This is a genomic window from Paenibacillus violae (assembly GCF_032461945.1).
Taxonomy (GTDB): Bacteria; Bacillota; Bacilli; order Paenibacillales; family NBRC-103111; genus Paenibacillus_E; species Paenibacillus_E violae.
Map to the genome: position 1 here is coordinate 405531 of NZ_JAWCUD010000004.1, position 25829 is coordinate 431359.

The 25829-nt window shown below is 47.7% G+C and carries 15 protein-coding genes; 1 reads left to right on the forward strand and 14 read right to left on the reverse strand.

The genetic code is table 11. From position 1 onward, the window contains the following. Positions 1 to 3: 3 nt before the first annotated feature. From RQP52_RS15745 to RQP52_RS15760, 4 genes are all read right to left on the reverse strand, one after another. Entirely contained in the window at positions 4 to 921 is a 918-nt protein-coding gene (locus RQP52_RS15745) for an aldo/keto reductase (protein ID WP_315952723.1), read from the reverse strand. 141 nt (positions 922 to 1062) lie between these two features. Then, positions 1063 to 1611, reverse strand: coding sequence for a D-lyxose/D-mannose family sugar isomerase (locus RQP52_RS15750; protein WP_315952724.1), 549 nt, complete (start codon positions 1609 to 1611; stop codon positions 1063 to 1065). Positions 1612 to 2021: 410 nt separating this feature from the next. Continuing rightward, positions 2022 to 2849, reverse strand: a complete 828-nt coding sequence (locus RQP52_RS15755) for a thermonuclease family protein (RefSeq protein ID WP_315952725.1) — start codon at positions 2847 to 2849, stop codon at positions 2022 to 2024. A gap of 130 nt (positions 2850 to 2979) precedes the next feature. Beyond that, positions 2980 to 4347 (reverse strand): MFS transporter, encoded by a 1368-nt coding sequence (locus RQP52_RS15760; RefSeq protein ID WP_315952726.1) that lies wholly within the window; start codon positions 4345 to 4347, stop codon positions 2980 to 2982. Between the two features lie 118 nt (positions 4348 to 4465). On the opposite strand from RQP52_RS15760, the gene RQP52_RS15765 reads away from it, so the two are divergent. Beyond that, on the forward strand, positions 4466 to 4810 hold the full coding sequence (locus RQP52_RS15765; protein WP_315952727.1) for an ArsR/SmtB family transcription factor: 345 nt from the start codon (positions 4466 to 4468) through the stop codon (positions 4808 to 4810). Between the two features lie 343 nt (positions 4811 to 5153). Here RQP52_RS15765 and RQP52_RS15770 read toward each other — a convergent pair whose 3' ends face one another. The 10 genes from RQP52_RS15770 to RQP52_RS15815 all read right to left on the reverse strand — a co-directional run bounded on the left by RQP52_RS15770 (position 5154) and on the right by RQP52_RS15815 (position 25773). Then, positions 5154 to 7886 (reverse strand): alpha-mannosidase, encoded by a 2733-nt coding sequence (locus tag RQP52_RS15770; protein WP_315952728.1) that lies wholly within the window; start codon positions 7884 to 7886, stop codon positions 5154 to 5156. Between the two features lie 3 nt (positions 7887 to 7889). Then, positions 7890 to 11024 carry a beta-galactosidase gene (locus RQP52_RS15775; RefSeq protein ID WP_315952729.1) on the reverse strand — a complete coding sequence of 1045 codons (3135 nt, stop codon included), beginning with the start codon at positions 11022 to 11024 and terminating at the stop codon, positions 7890 to 7892. Further along, a complete protein-coding gene (locus tag RQP52_RS15780) occupies positions 11021 to 12340 on the reverse strand; it encodes a glycoside hydrolase family 125 protein (RefSeq protein WP_315952730.1) in 1320 nt (439 codons plus the stop codon). The genes RQP52_RS15775 and RQP52_RS15780 overlap by 4 nt, the downstream gene beginning before the upstream one ends. A gap of 54 nt (positions 12341 to 12394) precedes the next feature. Continuing rightward, positions 12395 to 13312, reverse strand: a complete 918-nt coding sequence (locus RQP52_RS15785; protein ID WP_315952731.1) for a carbohydrate ABC transporter permease — start codon at positions 13310 to 13312, stop codon at positions 12395 to 12397. A gap of 30 nt (positions 13313 to 13342) precedes the next feature. Further along, complete coding sequence (locus tag RQP52_RS15790; RefSeq protein ID WP_127450471.1) at positions 13343 to 14281, reverse strand: ABC transporter permease; 939 nt, start codon at positions 14279 to 14281, stop codon at positions 13343 to 13345. A 72-nt stretch (positions 14282 to 14353) separates the two neighbouring features. Beyond that, positions 14354 to 15832, reverse strand: coding sequence for an ABC transporter substrate-binding protein (locus tag RQP52_RS15795; protein WP_315952733.1), 1479 nt, complete (start codon positions 15830 to 15832; stop codon positions 14354 to 14356). A gap of 156 nt (positions 15833 to 15988) precedes the next feature. Then, complete coding sequence (locus tag RQP52_RS15800; RefSeq protein WP_315952734.1) at positions 15989 to 17509, reverse strand: response regulator transcription factor; 1521 nt, start codon at positions 17507 to 17509, stop codon at positions 15989 to 15991. Continuing rightward, complete coding sequence (locus RQP52_RS15805; RefSeq protein ID WP_315952735.1) at positions 17502 to 19325, reverse strand: sensor histidine kinase; 1824 nt, start codon at positions 19323 to 19325, stop codon at positions 17502 to 17504. Before RQP52_RS15805 ends, RQP52_RS15800 begins: the two co-directional genes overlap by 8 nt. Positions 19326 to 19410: 85 nt before the next feature. After that, positions 19411 to 21363, reverse strand: coding sequence for a glycoside hydrolase family 127 protein (locus RQP52_RS15810; protein WP_315952736.1), 1953 nt, complete (start codon positions 21361 to 21363; stop codon positions 19411 to 19413). Between the two features lie 93 nt (positions 21364 to 21456). After that, on the reverse strand, positions 21457 to 25773 hold the full coding sequence (locus tag RQP52_RS15815; RefSeq protein WP_315952737.1) for an Ig-like domain-containing protein: 4317 nt from the start codon (positions 25771 to 25773) through the stop codon (positions 21457 to 21459). Positions 25774 to 25829: the final 56 nt, after the last annotated feature.

A 25829-nucleotide genomic window follows, 5' to 3' on the forward strand; every position in this document is an offset into this window, starting at 1 on the left:
TTCTTATGGCAGCACATTGCCTGCCGCGCGAAAAATCTCATACCATTCCTGGCGTGTCAAATGAACATCAGCTGCTTTACAGCAATCCATTAAACGCTCAATCGTTGTCGTGCCAGTAACCGGCTGCATCCGCGCTGGGTGGCGTAATAGCCATGCGATTGCGATAGTGGTATTGCTCACTTCGTATTTGGCAGCAATCTCATCGATTTTCAGATTCAGCTCGGGGAATTTTTCGTTGCCAAGGAATACGCCTTCGAAGAATCCGTATTGGAATGGCGACCAAGGCTGAATTGTGATATCGTTCAGTCTGCAATAATCAAGCACGTTGCCGTCACGGTTCACAGCGGATTCATTCAGCATGTTCACGTTCATGCCGTTTGAAATCATCGTGGAGTTCGTGATACTTAGCTGCAATTGATTGGCAACAAGCGGCTGCTTGACCGCTTTCTTCAGTAGTTGAATTTGCATCGGAGTCTGGTTCGAAACACCGAAGTGTCTAACTTTTCCTGAGCTTTCAAGAAGATCAAAAGCCTCGGCGACCTCTTCCGGCTCTACTAATGCATCCGGACGGTGCAGAAGCAGAATGTCCAAATAATCGGTTTTGAGGCGCTTCAGGATGCCATCAACGGATTCCAAAATATGTTCTTTCGAGAAATCGAACATACCCTTCCGAATTCCGCATTTGGATTGCAGAATGATTTTCTCGCGAATATCATCGTTCATATGAATGGCATCGGCGAAGATTTCTTCACAAGTGCCCCCACCGTAAATATCAGCATGGTCAAAGAAGTTGGCCCCTGCATCCAGCGCTGACTGGACGAAGCGCTCAGCCTCATTTTTTTCCAATGAATTAATTCTCATACAACCTACTGCGATAACCGGAACTTCCAAGTTGCTTGTACCAAGTTTCATCGTTCTCATTGTGCTAAATATCCTCCTTCAAGGCTTCCAACTTGTTCACTCATTTTATGTAACACTCTCATTGTCACACATTAGGCTAGTAGTTTTCAAGAACTGCTGTTATTAAGTTTTTTTAAGTCTCAGACGGTTAACGGCGTTACCCTACTCATCATCTTCAATGAGCGGCACTCGTGCAATACGGGGATCTGTAAACAGATCATATTCGTCCCGACTTGTACTGGAAAATTCCGAAACGACCGCTCCGTCATCCCCAGCTTGAAACCAGTGCTTGATCCCAGGGTTTATCGTGTACTGCTCACCAGGATGCAATTCAATTTCGTGAAAAACCGAATAGTAAGCTTCGCTTCCTACAGGAATTGTCGCTTTCAAGCTTATGGCCGCTTCTCCTTCCACATACAGAAAAACTTTTCCGGAACGGCAGCGAAACGTTTCCATTTTGCCGGGATCCTCACCTACTGGTGGATGTAAGTGCTCTGGACAGGTTTGCCGAGGAAAAAGAACAAGTTCTTTCGCGCAATAACGATCGGTATTGACATAAGTCACTAATTCAAGTCCTTGTACGTCCAATTGGCCGAGTCCGAAACCAGCCACTTCAATATGCCGGATTTCCTCCTCTGTCAGCACAATACCGTTTGTTTCCAACATTTGCGCGGCCCGCTCCTGCGCCTGGCTTACTTCGCTTCTTTTCATCGATTACCGGCTCCCTTCGGCTATCTTACGATGCGGTCCAATCCAAATTTGCCGACCGTTTTCAATGTAATTTTATAACGCCAAATGTTCGTTAACAACATAGAAAACCAGAAAAACCGTCAGGGAAAACATCCTGACGGTTCATTCGACCAACTACACACCTTGAGGAACTAGAGTCCGCTATTCAAGTAAATCAGCCCGTTTCCGCGTTCAAGCGGAACTACAGGGCCTTATTTGACCGCCTAATCCCGTTTTCTTTAAGAAAACGGACAAATAGCGCCCCACAGTTCCCCTCCACACAAAAAGGGGCCTTTTCCGATGAAATAGCGCCCTATAGTTCCCCTGCAAGTGAGGAACCGCTCAAGCGATAGCAGCAATTTTCAAATTTCATGGGGTGGAGTATGCCTGCATCATTTCTCACAAGCAACGCCGTCATTATCTTTATCAAGTTTAGAACTATATCCAGGTTGACCTCTTTTGATATTATAAACGCCGGCAGCCTTGGCTTCCGCGCAAGAATTATAGATAACGTTCGACTCTGTCGTTGGCGCAGGCTTCACCGCAGGTGATGGCATTGGTGCCGTGGTTGTCGGCACAGCCGTCGCTGCCGCTGACGGACTTGGCTTGGCTTTCACAGCATTTTCGTGGAACCCGTCCTCTTGGGCGTAGTTCTCGACACTCCAGATGTTAACTCCTTTAAGCTGTGCTTCTTTTTGTATCTCACGAAACTTATCGACATATTTGACATTCGGCGGGTAGATATAGGCCACTCTGGCATACCCATTTTCGAGCAGCATTTCATTGAACATTTTATCCCCTATGTATAAATAGCAAAGCAGCCTTCCGTATTTATCCCGCTCGGATACGTCAAGTTCCAAACGCACATCTTTATCATTTAACGTATCTTTGGCGAATTTGGAAGCTTCTAAAGCAAACGGTTGAACAGGTTTATCGGGGGCTACGCTTTCTGGCGTATCCACAAGCAATAATCTTATTGTTTCTTCTTTTACTTTCCCCGATTCTTGAAATGACACTTTCATAGTATCCCCATCGACGACCCGTACGATCTTCGCCGGTATCATCTTGCTGTTGGCTAGTGCGGAGGCAGTCGTTGTTGACGCACTCGGTGATGGCGAGACTGCTGTGGGAACCGCTGTTTGTTGCGAACATCCTGTCACGATAAAAACGATCAAAACGATTGAACTGATAAGAACCTTTTTAAACTTTTCATGCAGCATGTGAAGACCTCCAAGTATGACTGATCTATACGACTTCGCCATTATAACAAATCGTGGGATTAGAAAATAGGAAAAGGTTGGTCATTCGCCTTAAAAGACAAATGGACCAACCTTATTCGTTCCAAACATGTTAAGCCGCAGGCTGTGCTTTTCTCCAAGTAGACCGAAGGTACGCAATCGCACAGACGATGGCTAGAATGACAATCAGCGTAAGTCCCCAGTAAATATTGCTGTAAGCATGCGCGAGCGGGAGATCTTTCTGCCAAACAAGGGCACTTGCCGTTGCTGCAACCCCGAACGCTCCGCTGAAAAATTGTAGCAGCTGAAATAATCCAAGGCCGGACGCAATCTGTGATGGAAGAAGCAGTCTCGACATTTCATTGGATATACTGCTCGTTAAGATCGTATAACTTACGCTCATTAACATATAGATGAACATGATTGAAAAGAAAGATATGCCCTCGAATAAGGCAAAAAGAATCACAGATGCCAGTAGAAGCAGTGGCGTATAACGAATGATCGAGCTGTTGCCGCGTAAGTCAATAATACGGCCAACTTGACGGGAAATGATCATCGCGAGAGCTGATCCTGGGAAAATCACCAAACCCGCTTGAATCGCACTTAGGTGATACTGTTTAACGAGAATCTGCGGCATGAGGAACAAGGTTGCGAAGCTGCACAAATACGCGGCCACGCCCACAGCGCCTAAAATAAGAAACGATCGGTTCGCAAATAATGACGGAAGTACGAAAGGATCTTTTGCTGACCGGATGCGCACAATAAAGAGAACGATCGAGACAAGCCCGGCAAGCAGTGCAATGAGAGAATGGTTCGTTAGGAATAAAAGAAGTCCAGTCGTACCTACGCCGATGAATAGTGCGCCTAGCGCATCGAAGGAACCTTTGCGTGGTTCTTCTTTTGGAATGAGCTTCATATACAGAGGAACTAGCACCAAAGTGATAGCCGTTACGACAAACAGCAGATGCCAGCCTAAAAACTCAACGATAAAACCACCGACAACAGGGCCGAAGCCAAGTCCAAATGCGACGGAAGACATGATCAACGCCATCGCTTTACCTCTGCGTTCCAATGGAATGTAACGGGACAATAGGACTAACGCCAGTGCTGGAATTGAACCCGCTCCGGAGGCTTGCAGAATGCGGACAATTAGCAGAACAGCGAAGCTGTTGCTGAATAATCCCATGATGGCTCCAATACTTAACGACAGGATTCCGATAACGAAAAGCCTTCTTATTGGAACGAAATCTGCAAGTCGACTATACGTAATGGATGAGATCGCGAATACAATGGAATATCCCGTTACGATCCATGACGTGGATGCGGCTGTGAGTTGGAACGCTTTGGCCACATCGGGCAATGCTAAGTTAAACATCATCGTGTTCATGATGACGAGTACAATCGTTAATCCGAGCAGAAAGAGAACGACTCCTTCTTTTTTGATGCCACTCTCTTGTGCTTTATTTGTATCTTTTTGCATGGCGTTTATTCGCCTCCTCATCCAATTTAATAATTCGATAATTATCGAACAATAGAATAATAACATGAGTTATGCTATAATACAATCGTTAACCCGAAATAAATGAGGGGGCTCTAGAATGAAACATTTACATCATCCAGATATTGCAGACATTCATTTGTCCACCGTCTTATATGCTCTGAGCGATCCTATCCGCTTGCATGTCGTCTCTGAACTCAGCACTTTGAACGAACGAGCTTGCGGCGATTTCCAAGTACCTGTTGTAAAATCAACCATGTCTCATCATGCTCGAACGTTAAGAGAAGCCGGCATTGTGAATATTCGCGTCCAAGGCACTCAACGGCTTATTTCCTTAAGAACAGAGGATTTAGAGCTACGTTTCCCTGGCTTGCTTTCCTCTATTCTAGCTGCTTATGACGCTTCCGATGAGAAAAAGCGGCTTTTATCAACTGAGCTAGGATGACAGGTCAACAGGAGGACGACTACCTGTAAATAACGCCGATTTCTGCTGCTATTTTCGGCATTTGATACACTTTTGCGAAGTTAACTGGAGTTACTACCGCTAATACGATCAATTTCTAGGAATCCCGCACTCTGAAGCGATTTAGATGGCATTTCTACCGCTATTTCATTCACCGGACCGACGTGGCGCGGGTTTAACGGTAGAATTTCCTGTTATTCTGTTGAGCGCTGTCGTCATGAACAGTCCTCTGCATGTATGAAAGCGCCCTCAGTTCTTCGCGCTGCAACTTTATCGCCATAAAAAAAGAGCTAAGCGCATAAGGCGCTCAGCTCTTTTTCATGATTCAACGGGAAACCCCAATCGTTACAATTTCACAACGGCCAACCGGCAGAGTCAAACGGCCTGATGCATCTGTATCCATACGCTCACCGTGCTCTTCCAAGATCGTACTCTTGTAGAAGTAGTAATACGGCGTATTCGAATGAAGCTTCAGTTCAGCCGCATGAGACCGCATGTTGTACCAACGCAGCAGCAGATCGCCCGTGCCTTCATTCATTTTCAGCGAAGAAAATGCCAAATCTCCGCCTTCCCACTCGAATGGTGCATACGTTGGCGCAATGCTGCCAGCGTGAACCCCCGTCTGACTTAACGTCCAAGGGATTTGGAATTGGTAAGCCTCCGCATACGCGGCGGACTGAATAGCTTGATCACTGTACGGAATGATCTCCATACGAACCGTATGCTCACCTAAACATTGCGCTTCCGGTGTAGGGAACAAGCCCCAATCGCCAAGCTCGCCAACGGCACGAAGCAAGGTCACAGCAATTGTATTGCGTCCGTCCTGCATGACCTCATATTCGTTCAAACCGAGGTTAGCAACAACAAGTCCTGCTCCCGCTTCACTGACATCAACAAAAGCCTGTTGGTGCTGGGTATTGCTTGGATTCTCCCATTCCGCTGCCGGCTTGTTGCTGCGCTGTGGGATTTCAAACATGGAGTCCACCTGGTGAACACTCGTGTCCAAATCCGTAGGGAAAAGCATCCGCAGACGGTGATCTTTCGCTTGATTGTTAAATGTCGCTTCAATCTCAACCCCTTTGCCGCCACGGCTCAAAGAAACAACCGTACGAATGGTCATAGGCACCATCCGTGTGGAACGCTGAGCTTTGCGATGCGGGAAGTAGATCAAATCGCGCTGCTCTTCATCCAGCTTGTCATCAGCCGATGCAGGGATCACCCATTCATGGATGATTTCGATCGCAGCTTGATAAGCCGTATCTTGCAGCACGCGAATCTGCGCGGCAATGCCCTTGGTCGTACGCGGCGTTTCGCCGTCCGGCTGTTTGTACATATATTCGTTCCCGATATCCCCGGTGTTCTCATATACACCCAAATCGCGGTACGTACGGCCACTCTTCTTGTCCAACAGGCTGAACGATCCGTCATCCGCAATGGCGATTTTCAGCGCTGCATTTTCCATTACACGGTCTGCCGTGATCAAGGAAGCCTGCTGAGAGACCGTCGACTCCTTTTTCACCCAAGCATACGTCTTCCAACCTAAAGCAGGCACTTTCTCCGCTTCAAAAGTTAGCTTCACCTTGCGGCTCATATACGGCTGGCGGAATTTATCATCCGGCAAATCGTAGCCGAACTGCAAACCTAGATCTTCCACGGTGCAGGAAAGCTCCGTTCCCTGCTCATCCACGAGCACACGCCCCGTGAGATCCGCTTCCTTAGCAAGACGGCTTGCCTCTTCAAGCTTATAACCGTCACGGAAGTACAGGCTAAGCGCATCAAGCTCAATACTGACAACGCCGGTACGTTCCCAACCCGAAGTGTTAAAAACGACAACCGGCAGGGCGTCCTTGCCTGCTCCCTCGAAGCTCGAAGTATCAACCGCGTCAGCAAGCGCGCGGGATTTCTCCTCCACAATCGCTTCCGCCACGTGACGACTCTTCTCGAAACGAGTGACCATTTCACGGTGCACTTCATCCACGCTGCATCCACAAATACTGTCATGCGGATGGTTCTGCATGAGTGTTTTCCAAGCATAAGTGAACAGATGGTGCGGGTATTTCTCCCCGACGCCAAGCGTATGTGCGAATGCAGCCAGTGGTTCCGCGACTTTCTCCAACATCGCTTGACCCAGCTGGTTCATCTGCTTCAAATAAACACGCGCCGAAGCCGTGTTCACCAGTGTGGACCAACCGTCCGTGCGTTGGCTGCGAAGCTCGCCTTTTACTGTAGAAAGCTCATGCTTCAATGAACGCTGAACAGACTGCAAGTAGTCATTGAAATTCGAATGGATAAATACCGTGTCCGGATGCAGTTCCCGTGCCGTTTCAATCGCCTCAGGCAGATCAAGCTGAATCGGCTGATGATCGCAGCCATTCATGAACAGCAGTTCGCTCGTCGAAGCGTATTTCTCGGCATCCGACAGTTTCCTCTCCCAATATGCCTTAGCTTCTTCGAGATCCACAGGGACTTCGTTACCGTTCGAGTACCAGTTCGCAAAAAGAATGCCGAGGACTTTGGAACCATCCGGCCCTTCCCACATCAGTTCAGAGAAAGAGGATTCATAATCACTATCAGAGACCGTATTGTTAAAACCAGTAGGCTTGACCCCACGGCCAAAAAAGGCGTTCGTAATGCCGGATTGCTGCATCAACTGCGGCGTTTGGCCAACAAGCCCGAACGTATCCGGGAAATAGCCGATTTTGGCTACGGAGCCATATTTGCTCGCATCTTGATGCCCAATCTGCATATTGCGTACATTCGCTTCACCGCTAGTCAGGAAAGCATCCTGCAGAATGTACCAAGGACCGATGATGATTCGGCCATCTTGGATATATTTTTCCAATTTCCCTTTTTGATCAGGTCGGACTTGCAAATAATCCTCGAGAATAATGGTTTGGCCATCCAAGTAAAAACTGCGATAATTCGGATCGTTATCTAATTTATCCAGCAAAGTGTCCACCAATTTCACAAGGCGTACATGATGCTTCTCATAAGGTAAATACCATTCCCGATCCCAGTGTGTATGGGAAATGATATGAGCTGTTCGTTTGGCGCTCATGGCTTAGCTCCTCTCAATTTGAACTTCATCCGGTCGGTAGACAGATAAGATTTCACCCTTCACATTAGCTGCAAAGAGCACAGAGCGCTCTTTCTCCAACGTAAAGGTATAGGTTGCTCCGCTATCCGTATCTTTCACTTCAATGTTCGCATCCCAAGCATATTCGGAAACAAATACGTACAGGAAACCTTCCTTGTAACGCAGCTTCCTTCCGTACACGCCAGCGATATCGCCGCCTTGCTTCCACTGCAAGCCGCTGTCGCAGCCTGCTGCTTCAATCGCGTAGCGATATAACGCAAGCATTGGTTCCGTCCGTTCGTTCAGTTCAACGGGCAGCGGACTCCAAATCAGCTTGCCGCGTCCAAGCGGAATCTCAGCGACCGCGTCGCCCCGGCTGCCCTCTCCAACGGATGAACCCGTGCGCACTTCCTTAACCACCTCGGCAATGCGTCGCTGGCCGAAGGATACCGGCAGCTTCTCGCCACACAGCAAGAGCATTTCTTCCCGGCGCACATTCTGAAGCTCCGCTTCGCCCAGCACATCGGTTAAGCGTGGCGTCTGCTTCCAGTAGGCGTCAAGACTTAGCGGGCCCGTTACAAGCAGTGTCGCCCCCGTCGTCTTAACAATCTCCAGCAGCTTCTCCCAAGCCTGCTCGTCGATATTATGAGCGCTCGGAAGCACAATCAGCTTCGGCGGTTGGTCCATAAGCACGTCCAGATGATACTCCGAAGCCGCTCGCACCGGCATGTTCATCTGATACGTTAGCACACGGATCATTCGTGTCGTAGCATCGAAGGCCAGCTTCCGATTCGAGAAATCGTTCGAATAAGGGAAAATCGCTGCGATGTCTTCCAGCGCCCGATCCTCGAATAAGTCTCTAATTTCAGCCATAAATCGTCCGAAATCATAGGAAACATCGGCTTCCGGCTTCTCCGTTCCGTCTGCGCGAAGCGCGCCAATATGCGATTCATTCGCATTATCCATATAGAAGTTTGTATTCCAAATCCAGTGAATAGCGCCAGCGCCGCCAGTAGCGAATGCGTAGGCATATTTGCGTTCCAGCATGCTCCGCAGTTCGTTCTCCGAGCGTTTGGCGCGTCCATCAGGCGTCTCTACGTACATGATGCCTGTTTCTTGAATAACGTTAGGTTTATTGTGTGTTTTGGCAAAAATACCGTCCCAAACGAGGTTGTCGTTCAGCCACCACGAATGAACAGTCGTATAGTCGACGGCTTCCTGATAAAAGAAAGGCGAAGGCCGCTGCGCGCCAAGCGCCTCGTCTTGCCCGACCACGACAAGGTGATTCGGACAAATTTCCTTGATTGTGTCGTAGAGTTCCTTCGCCCAACGATTATGCATATCCATCGAGAACAGGCAGTAATCGAGCCAACGAGTTCCCTTTTTGGCCCGGTGCATATCCTGCACGTCAAAGTTGATTTCATCTGCCTCTGGAATGATAGCCGCTTCAAAGGTTGGAAGCTGTTCCGGCGACATATTCCACCGCTCTTGAAGGAGCGCAATACTTTCGTGGCGCTGCTTCAGCCAAGCTGTGAAAGCGGCCTGCTCGAAAGTGTCCCGGCTGGAGCGAGGGCCATTCGCAAAAATCTGCGCCGGATCGAACATGGACGGCTCATTGATCAAGTCCCAGTCCACATGGGTAGACTCACGGTGGCGTGACACAATGGAGCGGATAAACCGCTTCTGCGCCTCTACGCTTTGCGGATCCAAGAACGGATTCACGCCTTCCCAAGTCTCCGGTGTAAAGGAGAAGAAGGTGAACGTTACTTGCAAATTGTGCTTTTTAGCCGTTAAGAAAAAGGCGTCGATAGCTCTCAGCACTTCTTCGGAAGCATGGCCATCCACCTGCATCACATTGCGGTACGCCGTCCAAATGCCCGTACGAATCCAGTTAATGCCCGCTTTCGCCATCTGGGCCATATCCCGGTCCCAAACGTCCGCGTTCGGCAGAAACAGAAATTTCCGAGCGACATCGGAAGTCATATACGTCATGCCGACAATTGGCAGTGGGCGTCCATCTTTGATGAAATAATCGCGATCGCACGTGATTGGACTGCCTTCAGCGAGCAGTTCCGAATCGTGACCCCAAAAGCCCTGGCGCAGCACCCGAATCTCCCCATCTTCAGCCTGAGCAACACACGTTACACGATACAAGCCGCGCTCAATGTCTATAGGTACTGGAATACGCACAAGATTAAATTCTTTGTTCACGGCTGCTGTTACTTGATGCGTCCAACTGGCCCCAGCGCCATCTTCGCGCTCCAAAGTCAGATCAAACTTCCATTTTCGAGAAGGGGTTTTGACTTCCGCCAAGTTCCTTCCCATCCATTGTGTTTGAATCGTCAGCACCGCATGCTCGCCAGTCTCGTAACTGGCATAATTCGGCTTGATCCACAGCTCCGTAACCCCTTTGGCGCAAAATGCCGCCCACGCGAGCAAGGCCTTTGCTCCGCCTTCTTGCCAGAACCCTGCGCTGAGCGGGACATTGACAAACAGCCAACGCGAACCCACAAATTCGCCGCGGGTGTTTTCCCATAGAACGACAGGTGCAGCAACCTCTCGGCCTTCGTTACTGACGCCCTTCATGAGAGGATAAATCTGCGTGCTCATCGTTCCAGCCGCACCCATTTGATGGGGCAAATCACTGTTGCGCGTCGTATGCGGCACCATGTTCCATGTGTCGGCAATCGCAAACAACGATTCTTGTCCCTTCAGCAGCGGTATGGTGTCTAAAGCCGCATAGCTAAGAATCGGGCTCGACTCGACGCGGAGCATCTCATGGATGAATAGCTGCTGGTGGTACGCGGTTTGTTCCGCTTCCACCTGCCAGCCGTCAGCCTGCCAGCGAACCGGCCGCTTGAAGGCTGCGCCTCCGACGCTTAGCAATCCGCCGCCGCGTTTCAAGAAAGCTAGAATTTCCTGCCATGCGGATTTAGGAAAATAGGGAGCATGCAGGTTGACGAAGCACCCTCCCTCCGTTTGCCGAAGCATTTCCGCAAGCGAGTCGGCGTCTGCAAGGATTCCACCTTGCGCTTTCAACTCAGCCGCAGGAACTTCAAGTGAAGCGCTGATCGGGAAAGCCGGATCATAGAAAATGACGACAGGATGGCTCGGACTCATAGCAAGCCTTCCTTCATCGCTTTATACACGAGCTGGGAGAACAGACTGTTTGACCAAGCGAACCATTTGCGCGTAAAAATGGTTGGATCATCCACATGAAAGCCTTCATGCATAAATCCGGTGTCCGCATCCGTCGCTTCGAGCATGGCGATCATCGCTAATTTCTCTTCGGCTGTTGAGGCCGTAATTCCTTGCATGGACAAAGCCATATGCCAAATATAATTGTCCGGTGTATGCGGACTGCCGATCCCCTTCGCCACTTTCCCTTCAAAATAGAACGGATTTTCTTTGCTCAGCGCAAATCGTCTTGTGTTCTGATAGATCGGATCGTCAGCAGAGACATATCCCAGATAAGGAATCGACATAAGGCCTGGCGTTCCTGCGTCATCCATCAAACAGTAATTGCCGAAACCATCGGTCTCGTACGCATAGATTGGTCCAAACTCCGGATGGCGATAAATGCCGTAAAGCTTAATCCCGTGATCGATATCCGCTTCCAGCGCTTTCAGATCATGCAAGAAATCCATATCCCGGAACACCCATTCCGCGAATTCTTGCATATGGCGCAGGGCTACAACCGCGAACATATTCGCAGGAATGTTGTAATGGAAATCGCAAGCATCATCGCTGGAACGGAAACCCGACCAAACCATACCGGTATAATTCACCGGCATCCCCAGTCCGTTGTTGCGCAGCGAATCCGTCGGAATTCCGTTATTGCGAGTGAACCGATAAGGAGATTGCTCGAAGTGATGCTGTTCCGTCTTGAAAAGCTCATAGATTTTGAACATTGCCGCTTTAAAGCCGGCATCGAAGATATCCGTTAGTTCGGTCTCCTTCCAATAGGCGTAAGCCAGACGCATCGAGAAACACAAGGAATCCAGTTCAAATTTCCGTTCCCACACCCATGGCGACATGTCCGTCTGATCCGCTTTGTTCCAATGCCAATCGTTTGCCGATTCGTTAAAAGCGTTCGCATAAGGGTCAATATGAATATATTGCACATGCCTTTTAATTAACCCGCTAAGAATTCGCCCAAGATCCGGATCGTTTTTGGCAAACGGCACATAGTGCATCACCTGTTCAACCGAATCACGCAGCCAGGATGCCGGGATATCCCCCGTAATGACGAATGTCGTGCCGTCCTCCATCAATTTCGTTGTCGTCTCCAGCGTGTTTGGGAAACAATTTTTAAATAATTGCAAAAGCTTCGGACGGTGCGCCAACTTCTCTTCGGCTTCCGCTAATATCTCTTGAATCGCCTTTGGCATTTCCAGCTTCGGCATGGGAATTTTCGGCAGTCTGAATTGTTCCATGGTAAGTCCTCCAAAATAATTATGATTAACAATGATTGTATGAATTCGTCTGTCTTACTCTTTCACTGCGCCAATGGTCAAACCTTGAATAAAGTACCGTTGGAAAAACGGATAAGCGAAGATAATCGGTCCCGTTGCAAGCACAACCATCGCCATTCGCGACGTATCCTGCGGGAGTGACTGCAGTAAGCCCACGCCAATGGATGGATTGCTCGTATTTTGCAGCAAGAACTGCATACTGTTCTCGATCCGCATCAGCATGGATTGCAGCGGTACGAGATTAGGCGAATCGATATAGAGCAGCGCATTGAACCAATCGTTCCAGTAACCTAGCGTACTGAACAAGCCGATCGTTGCCAGTCCCGGAAGCGAAAGCGGCAGCACCAATTTGACGAAAATACCAAATTCACCCGCGCCGTCGATTTTCCCGGACTCAATTATCGCATCAGGCACCGACGTGCTGAAGAAAGTCCGCATAATCATCATGTAGAACGCATTACCGGCAAGCGGTAATACAAGAGCCCACAAGGAATCCTTAAGCCCCATTAATTGCGTAACAACGATATAGGTCGGCACGAGACCGCCATTGAACAACATCGTAAAAAAGGCGAAGAAACCGAAAAAATTCCGGAATTTAAAGCTTTTTCTTGAAATCGCATAAGCAAAAGTAGCTGTCAATATCAAGCTTACAATCGTGCCGACAACCGTTACTAGAATCGTGACCCCGTAAGACATGAGCAATTGATCGCCCGCTTTGAACAAATAGCGATAGGCTTCCAGACTCCACTTCTCTGGAAAGAGTCGATACCCGTTCGCGCTTAACGTCTTCTCATCTGTGAATGAAATAATCGTTACAAATAGAAATGGAAACACACATGCCAAAGCAAAGATCCCTGCAACGAGGTTAAACAGGACATTAAGCACTGGCGGTAATTTATGAAAATCACGACTTTTCATCGGTTTTGCTATCATTGTGAAGTTCCTCCTTTCCCTGCAATTCCCTTAGAACAATGCATTATCTTTATCAAATTTTCGAACAATATAGTTGGATGTCATAACGAGAATAAAGCCAATAACAGATTGATAGAGACCTGCAGCCGTACTCATCCCGATTTCACCGGTAGATTTGAGTCCGCGATAAACATACGTGTCGATAACATTCGTTACCGAATATAGCGTTCCTGAATCTCTTGGCACTTGCAAAAATAATCCGAAATCTGCATAGAAAATACGACCGATCGCGAGCAGCGTCAGAATGGTCATCAGAGGCTTCAGCATCGGGAACGTGATGTGCTTAATTTGCTGCCATTTGCTAGCACCGTCAATCATCGCAGCTTCATAAAGGGATTTATCAATCCCCATAATAGCGGCCAAATAAACAACACTGCTATAACCTACGGATTTCCATAGATAGACGAAAATAATAATAAGAGGCCAGTACGTTTTATCGTTATACCACCGGATCGGATCGACTCCGAATGCCGAAAGAATATGATTAAGCATCCCTTTATCAAAGCTAAGAAAACTAAATACGAAGTAACCTACAATGACCCAGGATAAAAAGTAAGGCAGAAACATTCCGGTTTGGTACAGTTTCGCCAGCTTCTTGTTGGCAATTTCCGATAAGACAATGGCTAACGCCACGGAAAGCACCAGCCCAGCAACAATAAATACGATATTGTACAGCAGCGTATTTCGCGTAATGATATAGGCATCATTCGTACTGAATAGAAACTTGAAATTTTGCAATCCGACCCATTTGCTTTCCATAATACTTGCCCAAAAACCGTCTCGGCTATAGCGATATTGTTTGAACGCAATCACCATGCCAGCCATCGGTAAATAAGAGAAGAACAGGAACCAAAGCGTCGCTGGCAATGCCATGAGCAGCAGCACTTTGCTTTGTTTAACATCTTTTAGAAATGCTCCTATTCTATTCATAAAACCACCCCTCACGTTTGCGATTAAAAAGATCAGGCGAATGTGTGACATTCGCCTAATCCGAATTCGAGCTTATTTTTTGTTTGCCGCTTTCCAAGCATCGATCTGACTTTGTGCTTCTGCGATGATTTTATCCAGACCAGCCGCTTTGAACTTCTCGTTAGCTTGAGGAATGAATTTATCAGGATCTACGGTACCTGTCATCAATGTCGCCCAGAATTCTTCTTTCACGTTCTGAACCGCAGCGATTTCAGCTGTTACTTTCGAAGGATCGAAGTTGAAACCAAGAAGCGGTGCAGGTACGCCGGTGTCATTAAACTTTTTAAACTCTTCCCACTTGTTCTCAGGATCTTTTGCATCTTTGTACGTCAGTAGAACATTTCCAAGAGAGAAAGTCGGCATATCGTAGTTTTTGGAATCCGGCAGGTTTTCCATTTTATCGTTATCGAGCTTTTTGTAGTGAACGCCCTCGATACCGGAGTCAACCATATTGCGTAGAACCGGATCTGTGTTCAGCAAGTTCAGGAACTCCATCGCTTTCTCAGGATATTTGGAATTTGCTGAGATCGCTTGCATGGAACCCATCACGGACCAGTTGTAAATCAAAGCAGGGCTTGCTTGCGTAGAAACAACAGGATAACCATAGCTCGCCGACCATAGGTTATCTGCGAAAGGTTGGTTGGTCGCTTTGTCCGCGAACCATTTGCCTGTCACTTGAACATCGTTCAAAGAGCTAAGCGTTGCCGCTTCTGTCGGGATGTATCCCGCTTTGTAGTATTTGTTCATGGCTTGAAGCGCTTGCTTCATTTCCGGTGTATCCAAAATGTTGACGACTTTGTAATCCGGGTTGTCGATTTTCACAGCCATCGGCATTTTTTCAATGACATAGTCATACGGAACATATGGCATGAAAGTTTTATCCACAGCTAAACCATAAACATTCGGCTCTTTTTCTTTAATCGTTTTCAGCAATGGCTCCAAGCTTTCGATTGATTTTACGTTATCGATTTTCAAGTTGTATTTATCAAGCAGGTTTTTGTTAAAACGCCATACGTCTTGTGCCGGAAGCTCTTTATTGGCTGGAACACCGTAGTTGTGGCCATCTACTTTAGATCCGTTCAAGAATGCAGGGTCCAACGCTTTGACAATGCCTTGTCCATTTTTTTGCAGAAGTTCATCAATAGGCTTGAAAGCGCCTTTACGCGCGTTTTGCACATAGTCAAATGCCCATGAAGACGTGAACATAATGTCCATAGGTGTACCGGAAGCGGTCATGACCTGCATCTTTTGCGGATAGTCGCCCCAATCGATCATGTTCATTTTCACCGTTACGCCAATTTTCTGAGCCGTGTATTTACTAACTTCCGTCATCACGCGGTCAACGTCTTTTTGCGGCGTTCCGATCGTGTACCAAATCAACTCTACCGGTTTATCTGGCGTTCCCGCCCCATTCGTATCGCTAGCATCTTTGCTTCCACATGCACTAAGTACCATTGAAGCTGCAAGTGTTAGTCCAATTGTCGCAGTCCATCGTTTTTTGATCTTGCTCATCTGTGTGTATCCTCCCTGTTCAGTGCTCTATTGTATAACGCCCGAGGGGCTATATTTACAGTAACCTATGAAAGCATTTACAAATAGACGATAAATTAAATGTAAGCATGTACAAATCAAAGAAAAAACAAAAAAAGGACTGCACTCCAGTTTACCCTAGAGCAGTCCTCTATAATCGGTCGGGGATATTCCCACGTACTTTTTGAACTGTTTATAAAAATAACCGACTTCCCAATAGCCCACATCTTTGGCAATAACATGCACCTTCAAATGCGTTGTTTTGAGCAGTTCCTTTGCTTTCTCGATCCGGTACCGATTGATATATTCCGTAAACGACTCGTTAATTTCTTTGTGAAACAGCTGTCCTAAATAAACCGGATGAATATGGTAGTGAGCGCCTAACATTTTGAGTGAAAGCTCATCCGCGTACGATTCATGAATATATTTCAATACTTGCTGCACGATCGGACTTCGAACGTCAGAGATTAATAATCCGACTGTCATCTCGGCAACTTCCAGAATCGCCTTTTCCAATTCGTCAAGTGTCACTGAGCTCCTGATTTGTTGAAAAGCTTGATTGTATACGTCTTGTTCTTCCGTGTGACGGATCGCCTTGAGTTCCATTTTGAAATGAATGACCATCTCGAAAGCAATATCCTGAAAATGCTGCGGGGTAATTCCCGGCAGCGCCTGAATCCGCTTGAAATCACTCTGAATTTGCAGCTTTAATTGTTCCAGATCTTTGCCCACGATCAGTTTGGCATAACAGGACCAGTCAATCATCGAGAAATCCACCTTGGGATGGCCTTCATGGAACGCTAAGTCGCTAACATCAATCAGATAAAGCTCCGGATAAACCCAGAAATACTCCTGTGCTTTCTTCGCGCTTGCATAACTTTCTCCTGTTTGTTCAGGAAGCTGCTCAACACTTCCTACCGTGATGCGGAGTAAACGGTCGTGCAGATCGACTTGGAATTGTCGAAGCAAATCCTTCAACGTTTTTCTGCCGCGATCTGCATCATTCATAACGGCAAGCAGTACGATATCGCCATCCATATCGTAGAAGGACGTCAAACCGTCATGAGCCTCCACTCGTTGTGAGAGTGTCTCAAAAACCTCCGCGGCATTAGATTCGGTCCGCAATACGGAGACTACCATATACGGAGAATCCAGGTTGAAACCCAGCAAATCCGCTCGTTCGTAGAATTCCGTCGGCGCAATCTGATGCGTCAGCCAGCGCTGCAACGTGTTATCCTTCAAAATTTGTTTGCTGTATGCTTGAACAAGTCTTGTCTCTTTCGTAGAATTCAGCTTCTCAACCGTATTGTGTAGAGTTGCTTTGAACTCTTTGATATTGATAGGTTTCAGCAAATAATTTTCAATGCCCAGCATCATGCCTTCTTTCAAATAACTAAATTCATCGAATCCGCTGAGCACGATGACTTTCAGATCCGGGTGGTGAATCCGGGCACCCCGAATTAAATCCAATCCGTTCATCACAGGCATGGAGATGTCCGTCAAGAGGATGTCCACGGTCGTTTCCTGTAAAGCCTCCAAGGCTTTTTGACCGTTGCCCGCATGTCCAACAATCTCCAGCCCCATTTCCGCCCAGTCGATAATGTCGTACAATCCTTCTACAATAAATGGTTCATCATCCACAATGAAAACCCTAAACATCGTAATCCTCCTTCCCGCCGTCTGCAGGCAGCCATACATCTACAGTCGTTCCATGCCCTGGCGTGCTTCTCAGCTCGATGCCATATTTACTTCCATAGAGAAGCTTTAGTCGTTGATGAATGCTCCGCAGACCAAAAGACTCATCTTCGGACTCTTCCGTTTGCAGGCGCTGCTCAATCTCTTTCAAACGTTCTGACGTTATCCCGTTACCGTTGTCAGTCACTTGAACGTGCAGGAATTCCTCCATTTGATGGACTCGAATGTGCAGCTGGTTGTCCGTACTTTCATTCCGCAATCCATGCACGATGTAGTTTTCAATAATAGGCTGCAGCGACATTTTCATGATACGAAGAGGAGCAAGCTTCCGATCCCATTCGATTGTGTACGTAAATTTATCTTTGTAGCGAATCTGAAACAGCTCCAAATACAAGCGGCAGGCTTCCAGCTCGTCCTTCAACGTGTACACTTTCTTCTGCTGGACAAAACTGCGAAATAATGCTGATAAGCTGTAGATCATTTCGCCAACGTCATGAGCGCCTTGGGATATCGCCCGCATGCGGATCACTTCCAGAGTATTGTATAGAAAGTGAGGATTAACACGGGCTTGCAGAGCGGTTAATTCCGTATGTTTCTGCTTAATATCCGCCTTATATACGCGGTCGATATATTGGTTCAATTCATCGATCATCTCGTTAAAGCTGCGGGAAATCTGGCCCAGTTCATCCTCGCGAGCGTCCTGAATCCGCGCTGTCAAATCGCCTTGTTTGACCTTCCGGGTGAAGCGGATGATCAGGTTCGTTCGCTTAGCGACATTCAGCACGACCAACGATGGCAGCAGGATCGCGATAGCAATACACACGGCACTAATTGAAAAAATCGTGCTCCCGATTCGCCACGAAGAAGCGGAAAGCTCCTCTTTGGGCATCAGGCCGACGACGATAAAATCTCCTTTGTTTTGCGTAAGCTTCGTCACATAATTGTTATTATTCATCTCGCTGTGCTCATACATCGCATTCACTTGATCCATGTATGGATAAGGCTTGCCATAATACTGATCCGAGGAGTCGAACAGGACGCCGCCCTCTGATGACAGGACGAGAATCGCCCCTTTCAGATCTTGCTGCTCATCGGATAACACTTTCCAAATGCTGTCCGAACTGAAATAGACAAGCTGTTGACCGATGTTTTTCAACGTTTGTTTATCATTTATCGGTGTGCGCACGGCATATAGATGGTTATCCCACTGATCCGCGGCTTCGCGCACCCAAATATTCGGAAGCGAGACACTTTTGCTGTCAAGCGCCATCACTTCCGGAATATAGGAGTGCGCCGCATTCGTGGATATCAGCCGCATCGGCCGATTGTGGCTCAGAACGTACAAAACCTGCTGATCCACGCTGTACAACATCACATTGCGAATATCCTCGTCATCTTCCAAATGGTTTTTGAAATATTCCAAGCCGTCATTCCATGTGCTGTTTCCGCCTAAATTATTCTGTTCAAGGCTATGCTGCACATATTCTTGAAAGGGGTGCTGCAGCATGAAGGATACGCCTGCGGCCAGCGAACTATCCCGATATAACCCAAATAAAATGGACTGCGCCGAGTCATATTTCTGCCCCAAATAATCATTAACGTTCATCATGGCCTTCTTTTGTATATCCAGCTCACGGTTGATCGCGGCTTGTGACATCGAGTGATACATGAAAAAAGAAAAGGAAATAATCGTAATAATCGTAATGAGTGAAAACAGGAGCAGCAATCTCATGAATAAATTATTTCTCAAGTAGGCTAAATAAACGTTCACGAACCCCATCTGACCATCATCTCCTGCTGTTAATCGGGTTCATTATATCATGTCGGAAGCCGCACAGGAAAACCGGCGGATGAGCCGGCACTCCCTACGCCTTTACCCAGACGGACATTTCGCCGCGCCCCCTGTTGGCCCACGCATAATACGGTATAAACTTCAAATTGACCTCATTCAGCTGGCAGTCAGCGCTGGCCATGTACAACTGGTCTCCCCATTCGCTGGTTGCTAACCGATAAGCAGGAACAGAAATGGTCTGAAGGCCTCCTACAACATCAGGCTCAAATTGAATCTCATAAGCAGGCTGCCGCTGCAAAAGAACTTGATGCAAGTTCGGTCCATTGTCCACCTCTTCGATGCAATACACCAGAGGTCCTCGTTGAAGCGCGACTTTGCCGATGGTTTCACGCACCTGCGGATGACCCGTCATCCGGTTGACCGGCATCGACAGATCCAGTTCTACGTGATCGCCAGGCTGCCATTTTCTATGGATGTAGGCATAGCCATCCACACAAACATCAGGAATTGAAACGAGTTCATTTTGAACAATGAGCTTCGCTTCCCGGCACCATTTCGGTATTCGCAGCGCTAAGGTGAACTCGGTCTCCCTCTCAACGTCAATGTGAAAGCGTACAAGCCCTTTCCAAGGAAATTGAGATTGCTGCTCAATCTTTACCGGCTGCCCTTCTATTTGCAAGGTAGCTTGATTGCCAATGTACAAGTTCGCGTAAATCGTTCTCCCCTGAATGTTATATACATAATGACCTAACGAAGCGAGCAAACGCGCAATATTCGGCGGGCAGCACGCACATCCGAACCATCCTTGCCGCTCCGCCTTCACATGGTTCACCGTGTGATTTTTACCGATGGCATCCGGCCATACCTCTAACGGGTTCACATAGAAAAACCGTTTGCCGTCGCGCGACATCCCACTGATCACGGTATTGTAGAGCGCTCGCTCCATGACATCCGCGTACTCGCTTTTGGCCTCCATTTGCAGCATGCGCTGCGCGAAGAATATCAAGCCGATCGAGGCGCAAGTCTCCGCATAAGCGGTGTCATTAGGCAAATCATAATCCAGCGAGAACGACTCCCCGTACTCCATAGAGCCAATTGCCCCTGTTATGTACATACGTTTGCTGACAATATTCCTCCATAATCGACGGCAAGCTTCAAGCAGTTCCGCATCCCCTGTCTGCGCCGCTACATCAGCCATCCCCGTGCACATATAAACGGCACGCACCGCATGCCCCTCTGCCGTGTGCTGCTCTCGAATCGGTCTATGGGCTTGACTATAAGCACGATCATGAACAATATCTAACGCTGGAAAATGAACCTTCCCATTGCGGCGATGATACTCCATTTCATAAAAGCTCGGCTCTTTCCCTCTTTCGTCCAGAAAAAACTGACTTAATCTCAAATATCTTTCATTCTGTGTGACATTGTACAGCTTAACCAGCGCTAATTCAATTTCTTGATGCCCGTCATATCCATTCAATTGATCCGGCCCAGGCCCAAATACCTTATCGATGCAATCGGCTAGACGGCAAGCTACTTCAAGCACCTTCTCTTTCCCTGTCGAGTTGTAATAAGCAACGGCTGCTTCAATAAAATGACCCGCACAGTAAAGTTCATGACACTCAGCAAGATTCGTCCATCTATTCTCCGGTTCTTTGAGCGTAAAGTAGGTGTTTAAGTACCCATCTTTCTGCTGCGCCAGGGCAATAATATCGATAACCTCGTCTGTCAATTGTTCCAGTTCCGGGTCCTTCCTTGTCTCCAATAAGTAACTCACGGCCTCAAGCCACTTCGAAACATCGCTGTCCTGAAAAACCATGCCATAGAACTCGCCGGTCTCCAAACCAGCCGCAATCTTGAAATTTTTCATCGCATGGCTTGGCTCCGCCCCCTCAATTCGATCATTCAACGCTTCCCACTGATAAGGAACAACAACGTCACGAACCAATCGAATATACTCGGACCAGAAATCATCCGTAATCTGGATTTGTTTCAATGGAACAGGTCTTGCGATCGATAAAGTCATGGAAAGGCTCCCCTTTGCTTTCATAGTATGATCCATAGAAATCACAGCGAGACCCGTCATCCAAGGATGACAGGTCTGCCTTGCTGCAATAAACTATTCTTCGTTTAACCAGTCATCCAGAATCATTTTTGCCACTGCCGCCAGTACATGAATATCAATAACGCCACTATGATAGATGTCGGCTTTCTCAACCAGAGGCCAGTTGGCATCTGTAGACGTCGTTCCGTAATACTTGGCAATCAACGACAAATCATTCAGCGTAATCCTTGTTTCACCTGGTATTAATGTAATGAATGTGGTGATGTAAGTTTGTACAGCAGCTTGCAAGCTGACGACCGCTGCATCCACTTGATTTTGCGAAGATGCGTTGTTCGCTGTTGCTTGTGCACTGTTAATCGCTGCCTGCAAGGCTGATCTCGCTGCTGCCGGATACGTACCGATGGTCGTGCCTTCTTTTGTCGTATCCAATTTGCTTTGAGCTTGCGAAATGGCCGTGTTCAGTGCCGATGTATCCACGTTTTGCGTGTCTACGGTGATTTCAAACGCATGAGCTGCGCCTTCTACCGCTCTGCCTACACCGTCTTTTGATATTTCAAAGTCGGAGATGTAGACGCTAGTTGTGACCGTATCGCTGACGGCTTGCGCACGAGCGTGTACGGTTAACAGCGGACCTGACTCGCTGACTTCATTGTTGCTTCCTTCACCGGCCATAAGAATCATAATTTGGCCTTTATCTGCTTTTACACCTGTATCCAGCACTCGGAAATTAGCTTTCACAGGACTCAGCACATTGTCTGCCAAGGAAAGCGTGCCGTTGCTATTCGTTTTAGTTTCGAATTGCACTTTGCTTGGGTCATAATTGAGCACCATATTCAATGTCGTGAAGCTGGTGCGCAGTTTATTCACCCCAATGCCCAAATCAAACGCCTGAGCACTGCCAACGGAAGAAGGCCCTGTTAATGTTGCTGCCGTGACGCCTGCTGAAACGACTGTAACATTCGCTTTAGCTTTGACAGCTGTTCCTTGAACCGCACCATTGACAATAAATGTGCCCTCTTGCGCATACTTGGATGGATCAATTGCATCCCATGTGACATTTACGGGCGATGTTGAGGAGTCGCTATACACCGCTGTTACAACAGTCGGTAACACTGGAGCTATTCCCGCTTCCGTCGTTACATTGATCTCGTTAATGCTTGCAATTTGCTTCCCTTGATAGATGGTCTGAACTTCTTGTGGACTCTTATCCAAATTATAGATTTGGAAATCATCCAACACTCCACCTTTTAACGGAGCGCCGTCCGAATAACCGCTAACGCCGATTAATTTGGGGTCGTTGGTTGGCGTAATACTATTCAAAGCTCCCTCAATAGCTACCTGCTGGGCTACTCCATTTTTGTAAATAGATCCTTGCTTGGTAACCGAATTAAACGTAAACGCGACATGCGTCCATTCATTTAATGGGAAGAAGGCATTTGGTGTTTGAGCAACCTTGAACAGGTTCGTACCGTCAATCATCATAATAATTGCGCCATTGAGTGTGATGAAGAAACCCTGTCCCGCATAATTGCCATTCGGCTTGAACCAAGCGACAACTTGCTCGCCGCTAATGCTGGCTGTACGCTTAAACCAGAAGGAAACGGTAATATCCGCCGGTTGCAAATCTTGGCTGGTCCCAGCGTCAATTTTGCCGCCGTTCAAGTTCAATCCTGCGCCGTCATGGCCTCCTGCTACCCATGCAGCTGATCCTCCCGCAGTTGTCTTCAGTGTGCCGGTATTCCCTTTATTTGACGAATCGGTAAGCGTCGTTCCACTGCCCTCGTCAAATTTGTACCAGAGCATTAAGTCTGTTCCTGCCGCAGGACCCGGTGTTACAGTCACATTCGCTACGGCTTTTATTGTCGTGCCCGCAACCGTTCCTTCCACGGTGAACGTTCCCGCTTGCGCATATTTCGCTGCATCCGGCTGTTCCCATGTGACGCCAACATAATCACTGCTCTGATCCGAATAGTTACCCTTCACAGTGGTTGGTAAGAAAGGTGCTACGCCCGCTCGAGTAGAGACAGCAACCGGATCAATGCTTGTTAACGACGGTGTTCCAATGACTGTGACGATCGCCATCGCCTTCTCAGATGTACTTGGGACTACGCCATTCACGATAAAGACATTGCCTATTGTAGAGAACTTCGAAACATCGACTGGATCCCAAGTAACCCCTACTTTCGTCATCGTGCCATTTTTAAGTATCGCTGTTACAGTCGTTGGTAATTTCGGTGCTTTGTTAACAACAGCATCCACGGTGATACAAGGAATACTAAGGATGTCCAACGGATTCTCGCCTGTCGTGTGCAAACGCAAAACCGTCACCGAATATTTAGGCAAGCTATAGTCGAATAGTGGACTTACGGCAGAGATAGCCTGTGTTTGCGGAGCAACTTTTGTTGGATTCACTAACGAATTCTCGTCGGTCAAAGCGTTAGCGGCAAGTACCGTTGCCGTTCCTTCCAGGGACAGGTTGGCTGCGTTGATCCCATCCAGATGGATGCGGGTGTTTTGCGCAGCACTAGAGTTGTTGACTAGTTTCACAACAATATCACCCGTTGAAAGGTCCTTACTGACTGCCGAGTATACACCTGCTAAGGCGCTAGCGTTAGGTTTGGATAGGGTGCTAGGCAGAACATAAGAGCTTTTGCTCGTATTGCTGCTAAATAACTTCTGAACCTGGTAGGACGTCGTCCCATAGACTTGTGAGTTATTAAAGAAAATGAGATCAGGCCACCACTGCGTATAGGTATTTCCGCCTGCGCTTCCGAGCTTGGCAAAGGTTGGCGCATACGAGGCAAACTTCACAATATCCCCATTACGCTCTAAACCGGTCATATAGGCTGCTTCGGCAAGTGCGCCTTTCATCGAGTTGCCTGTATTGCCATCGCCATTGTTGGCGGAGCCAGCATCATTTTTAACCGCATATTCGCCGACAAATACCTGCTTGGAATTACGGTCGTAACTATCGTACCTGTTCGTATTGTTCAGCATAAAGGAAGCGTTCGTGTAATAGTGCTCATCGATGACTTCCGCTCGCCCCTTTCCTTTACTTGGGTCGTTAATCCAATTCCAGCCTGCAGCAACGTCCGCACTGCCACCCGTTGAAAAAATGAGATTCATATACGGATATTTGGCTTTAATCGCCTCGTAGAACAAAGGATAACGATCATAATAATCCTGTCCCCAATGTTCGTTGCCAAGGCTCATATATTTCAGATTGAACGGAGCCGGATGTCCGGCAGCAGCACGCTTAGCGCCCCATTCCGTGGTAACATCGCCATTGGCATATTCTATGAGATCGAGCGCATCCTGGATATAGGGCTGAATCTCATTCAACGGCGTGTTGGGACCGCCTACCAGGAATTGCTCTACCATGCCTACGTTAACAACCGGCAGCGGCTCCGAGCCCAGATCCTCCGCCAATTGGAAATATTCATAGAAGCCCAAACCACCCGATTGATTTTGGGTTAGCGCAGCCCCTTTCTCGCCACGGTTTGCCGTTGACCAGAAATTAATGTTATTCGGGCGTTCCGCTACATCCCCAATTGTGTTTTTCCAGTTGTACGCATTGGCCATGTTTTTACCGCCGACAATGGCTCCGCCTGGAAATCTCAGAAATTTGGGATTCATATCCGCAAGCATCTGCACCAGATCGGCTCTAAGCCCCCCTGGACGATTTTTCCATGTTTTCTGAGGGAATAACGAGACCATATCGATATCGATTCGACCGGTATTTTTTGTTTTGATAAACAGCTTGGCATTGGTTGCAGATCCTGTAGCCTGAATCGTTGCTGTGAACTTATTCCATGTGCCCTTGATCCCTGAACCTGCAATTTGGGCTTCGCCATAGGATTGCGTCCCTGACGGGTCCATAACACTGACAGTGAGCGGTTCCGTTAACGCATCGTTGCTGCGTACGTACACGGAGAAATCATATTTGTCGCCATTTTTAATGGCCATGCCATCATAACCATCATTGGAAATCCCAACGCCATCACCCGGCGCAGTCACGGAAAGCTGCAAGTACGTTGGATTTTTCGCATTTAATGGACTTGTTTTCAGTGCGGTAATCGTGCCTACACCCGCTCCAGTTTGTATCAATTTCCAAGCAAAAAGTGGGGCCGGTGTCGAATTCGCCGTACTTCCTGTCGCGGAAAGAAATTCGAAGGAACGATTCTCAACCAGCTCGGCATACAGCCCTCCGTCACCGGCGTAGTTAATATCCTCCAGAAATATCCCGTTCAAGTTCGGGCTTATCGTTGCTCCCCGCTGCGCTGCGTTGATATCCAGTTGGTAATCGACAGGATCGGCAGCTAGAACAGTTCCAGTGGATGCAAGTAAAGGAGCCGCAATCACGAAAGACATGAATGCCGAACATACTTTAGTCAAAAGTTTCACGATCCATCACCTTTCTATTTCAA

Excerpts from the sequence above, each read along its gene's own strand:
- RQP52_RS15745 (WP_315952723.1), bottom strand. The coding sequence starts at position 921 with ATGAGAACGATGAAACTTGGTACAAGCAACTTGGAAGTTCCGGTTATC.
- RQP52_RS15750 (WP_315952724.1), bottom strand. The coding sequence starts at position 1,611 with ATGAAAAGAAGCGAAGTAAGCCAGGCGCAGGAGCGGGCCGCGCAAATG.
- RQP52_RS15755 (WP_315952725.1), bottom strand. The coding sequence starts at position 2,849 with ATGCTGCATGAAAAGTTTAAAAAGGTTCTTATCAGTTCAATCGTTTTG.
- RQP52_RS15760 (WP_315952726.1), bottom strand. The coding sequence starts at position 4,347 with ATGCAAAAAGATACAAATAAAGCACAAGAGAGTGGCATCAAAAAAGAA.
- RQP52_RS15765 (WP_315952727.1), top strand. The coding sequence starts at position 4,466 with ATGAAACATTTACATCATCCAGATATTGCAGACATTCATTTGTCCACC.
- RQP52_RS15770 (WP_315952728.1), bottom strand. The coding sequence starts at position 7,886 with ATGAGCGCCAAACGAACAGCTCATATCATTTCCCATACACACTGGGAT.
- RQP52_RS15775 (WP_315952729.1), bottom strand. The coding sequence starts at position 11,024 with ATGAGTCCGAGCCATCCTGTCGTCATTTTCTATGATCCGGCTTTCCCG.
- RQP52_RS15780 (WP_315952730.1), bottom strand. The coding sequence starts at position 12,340 with ATGGAACAATTCAGACTGCCGAAAATTCCCATGCCGAAGCTGGAAATG.
- RQP52_RS15785 (WP_315952731.1), bottom strand. The coding sequence starts at position 13,312 with ATGATAGCAAAACCGATGAAAAGTCGTGATTTTCATAAATTACCGCCA.
- RQP52_RS15790 (WP_127450471.1), bottom strand. The coding sequence starts at position 14,281 with ATGAATAGAATAGGAGCATTTCTAAAAGATGTTAAACAAAGCAAAGTG.
- RQP52_RS15795 (WP_315952733.1), bottom strand. The coding sequence starts at position 15,832 with ATGAGCAAGATCAAAAAACGATGGACTGCGACAATTGGACTAACACTT.
- RQP52_RS15800 (WP_315952734.1), bottom strand. The coding sequence starts at position 17,509 with ATGTTTAGGGTTTTCATTGTGGATGATGAACCATTTATTGTAGAAGGA.
- RQP52_RS15805 (WP_315952735.1), bottom strand. The coding sequence starts at position 19,325 with ATGGGGTTCGTGAACGTTTATTTAGCCTACTTGAGAAATAATTTATTC.
- RQP52_RS15810 (WP_315952736.1), bottom strand. The coding sequence starts at position 21,363 with ATGACTTTATCGATCGCAAGACCTGTTCCATTGAAACAAATCCAGATT.
- RQP52_RS15815 (WP_315952737.1), bottom strand. The coding sequence starts at position 25,773 with ATGTCTTTCGTGATTGCGGCTCCTTTACTTGCATCCACTGGAACTGTT.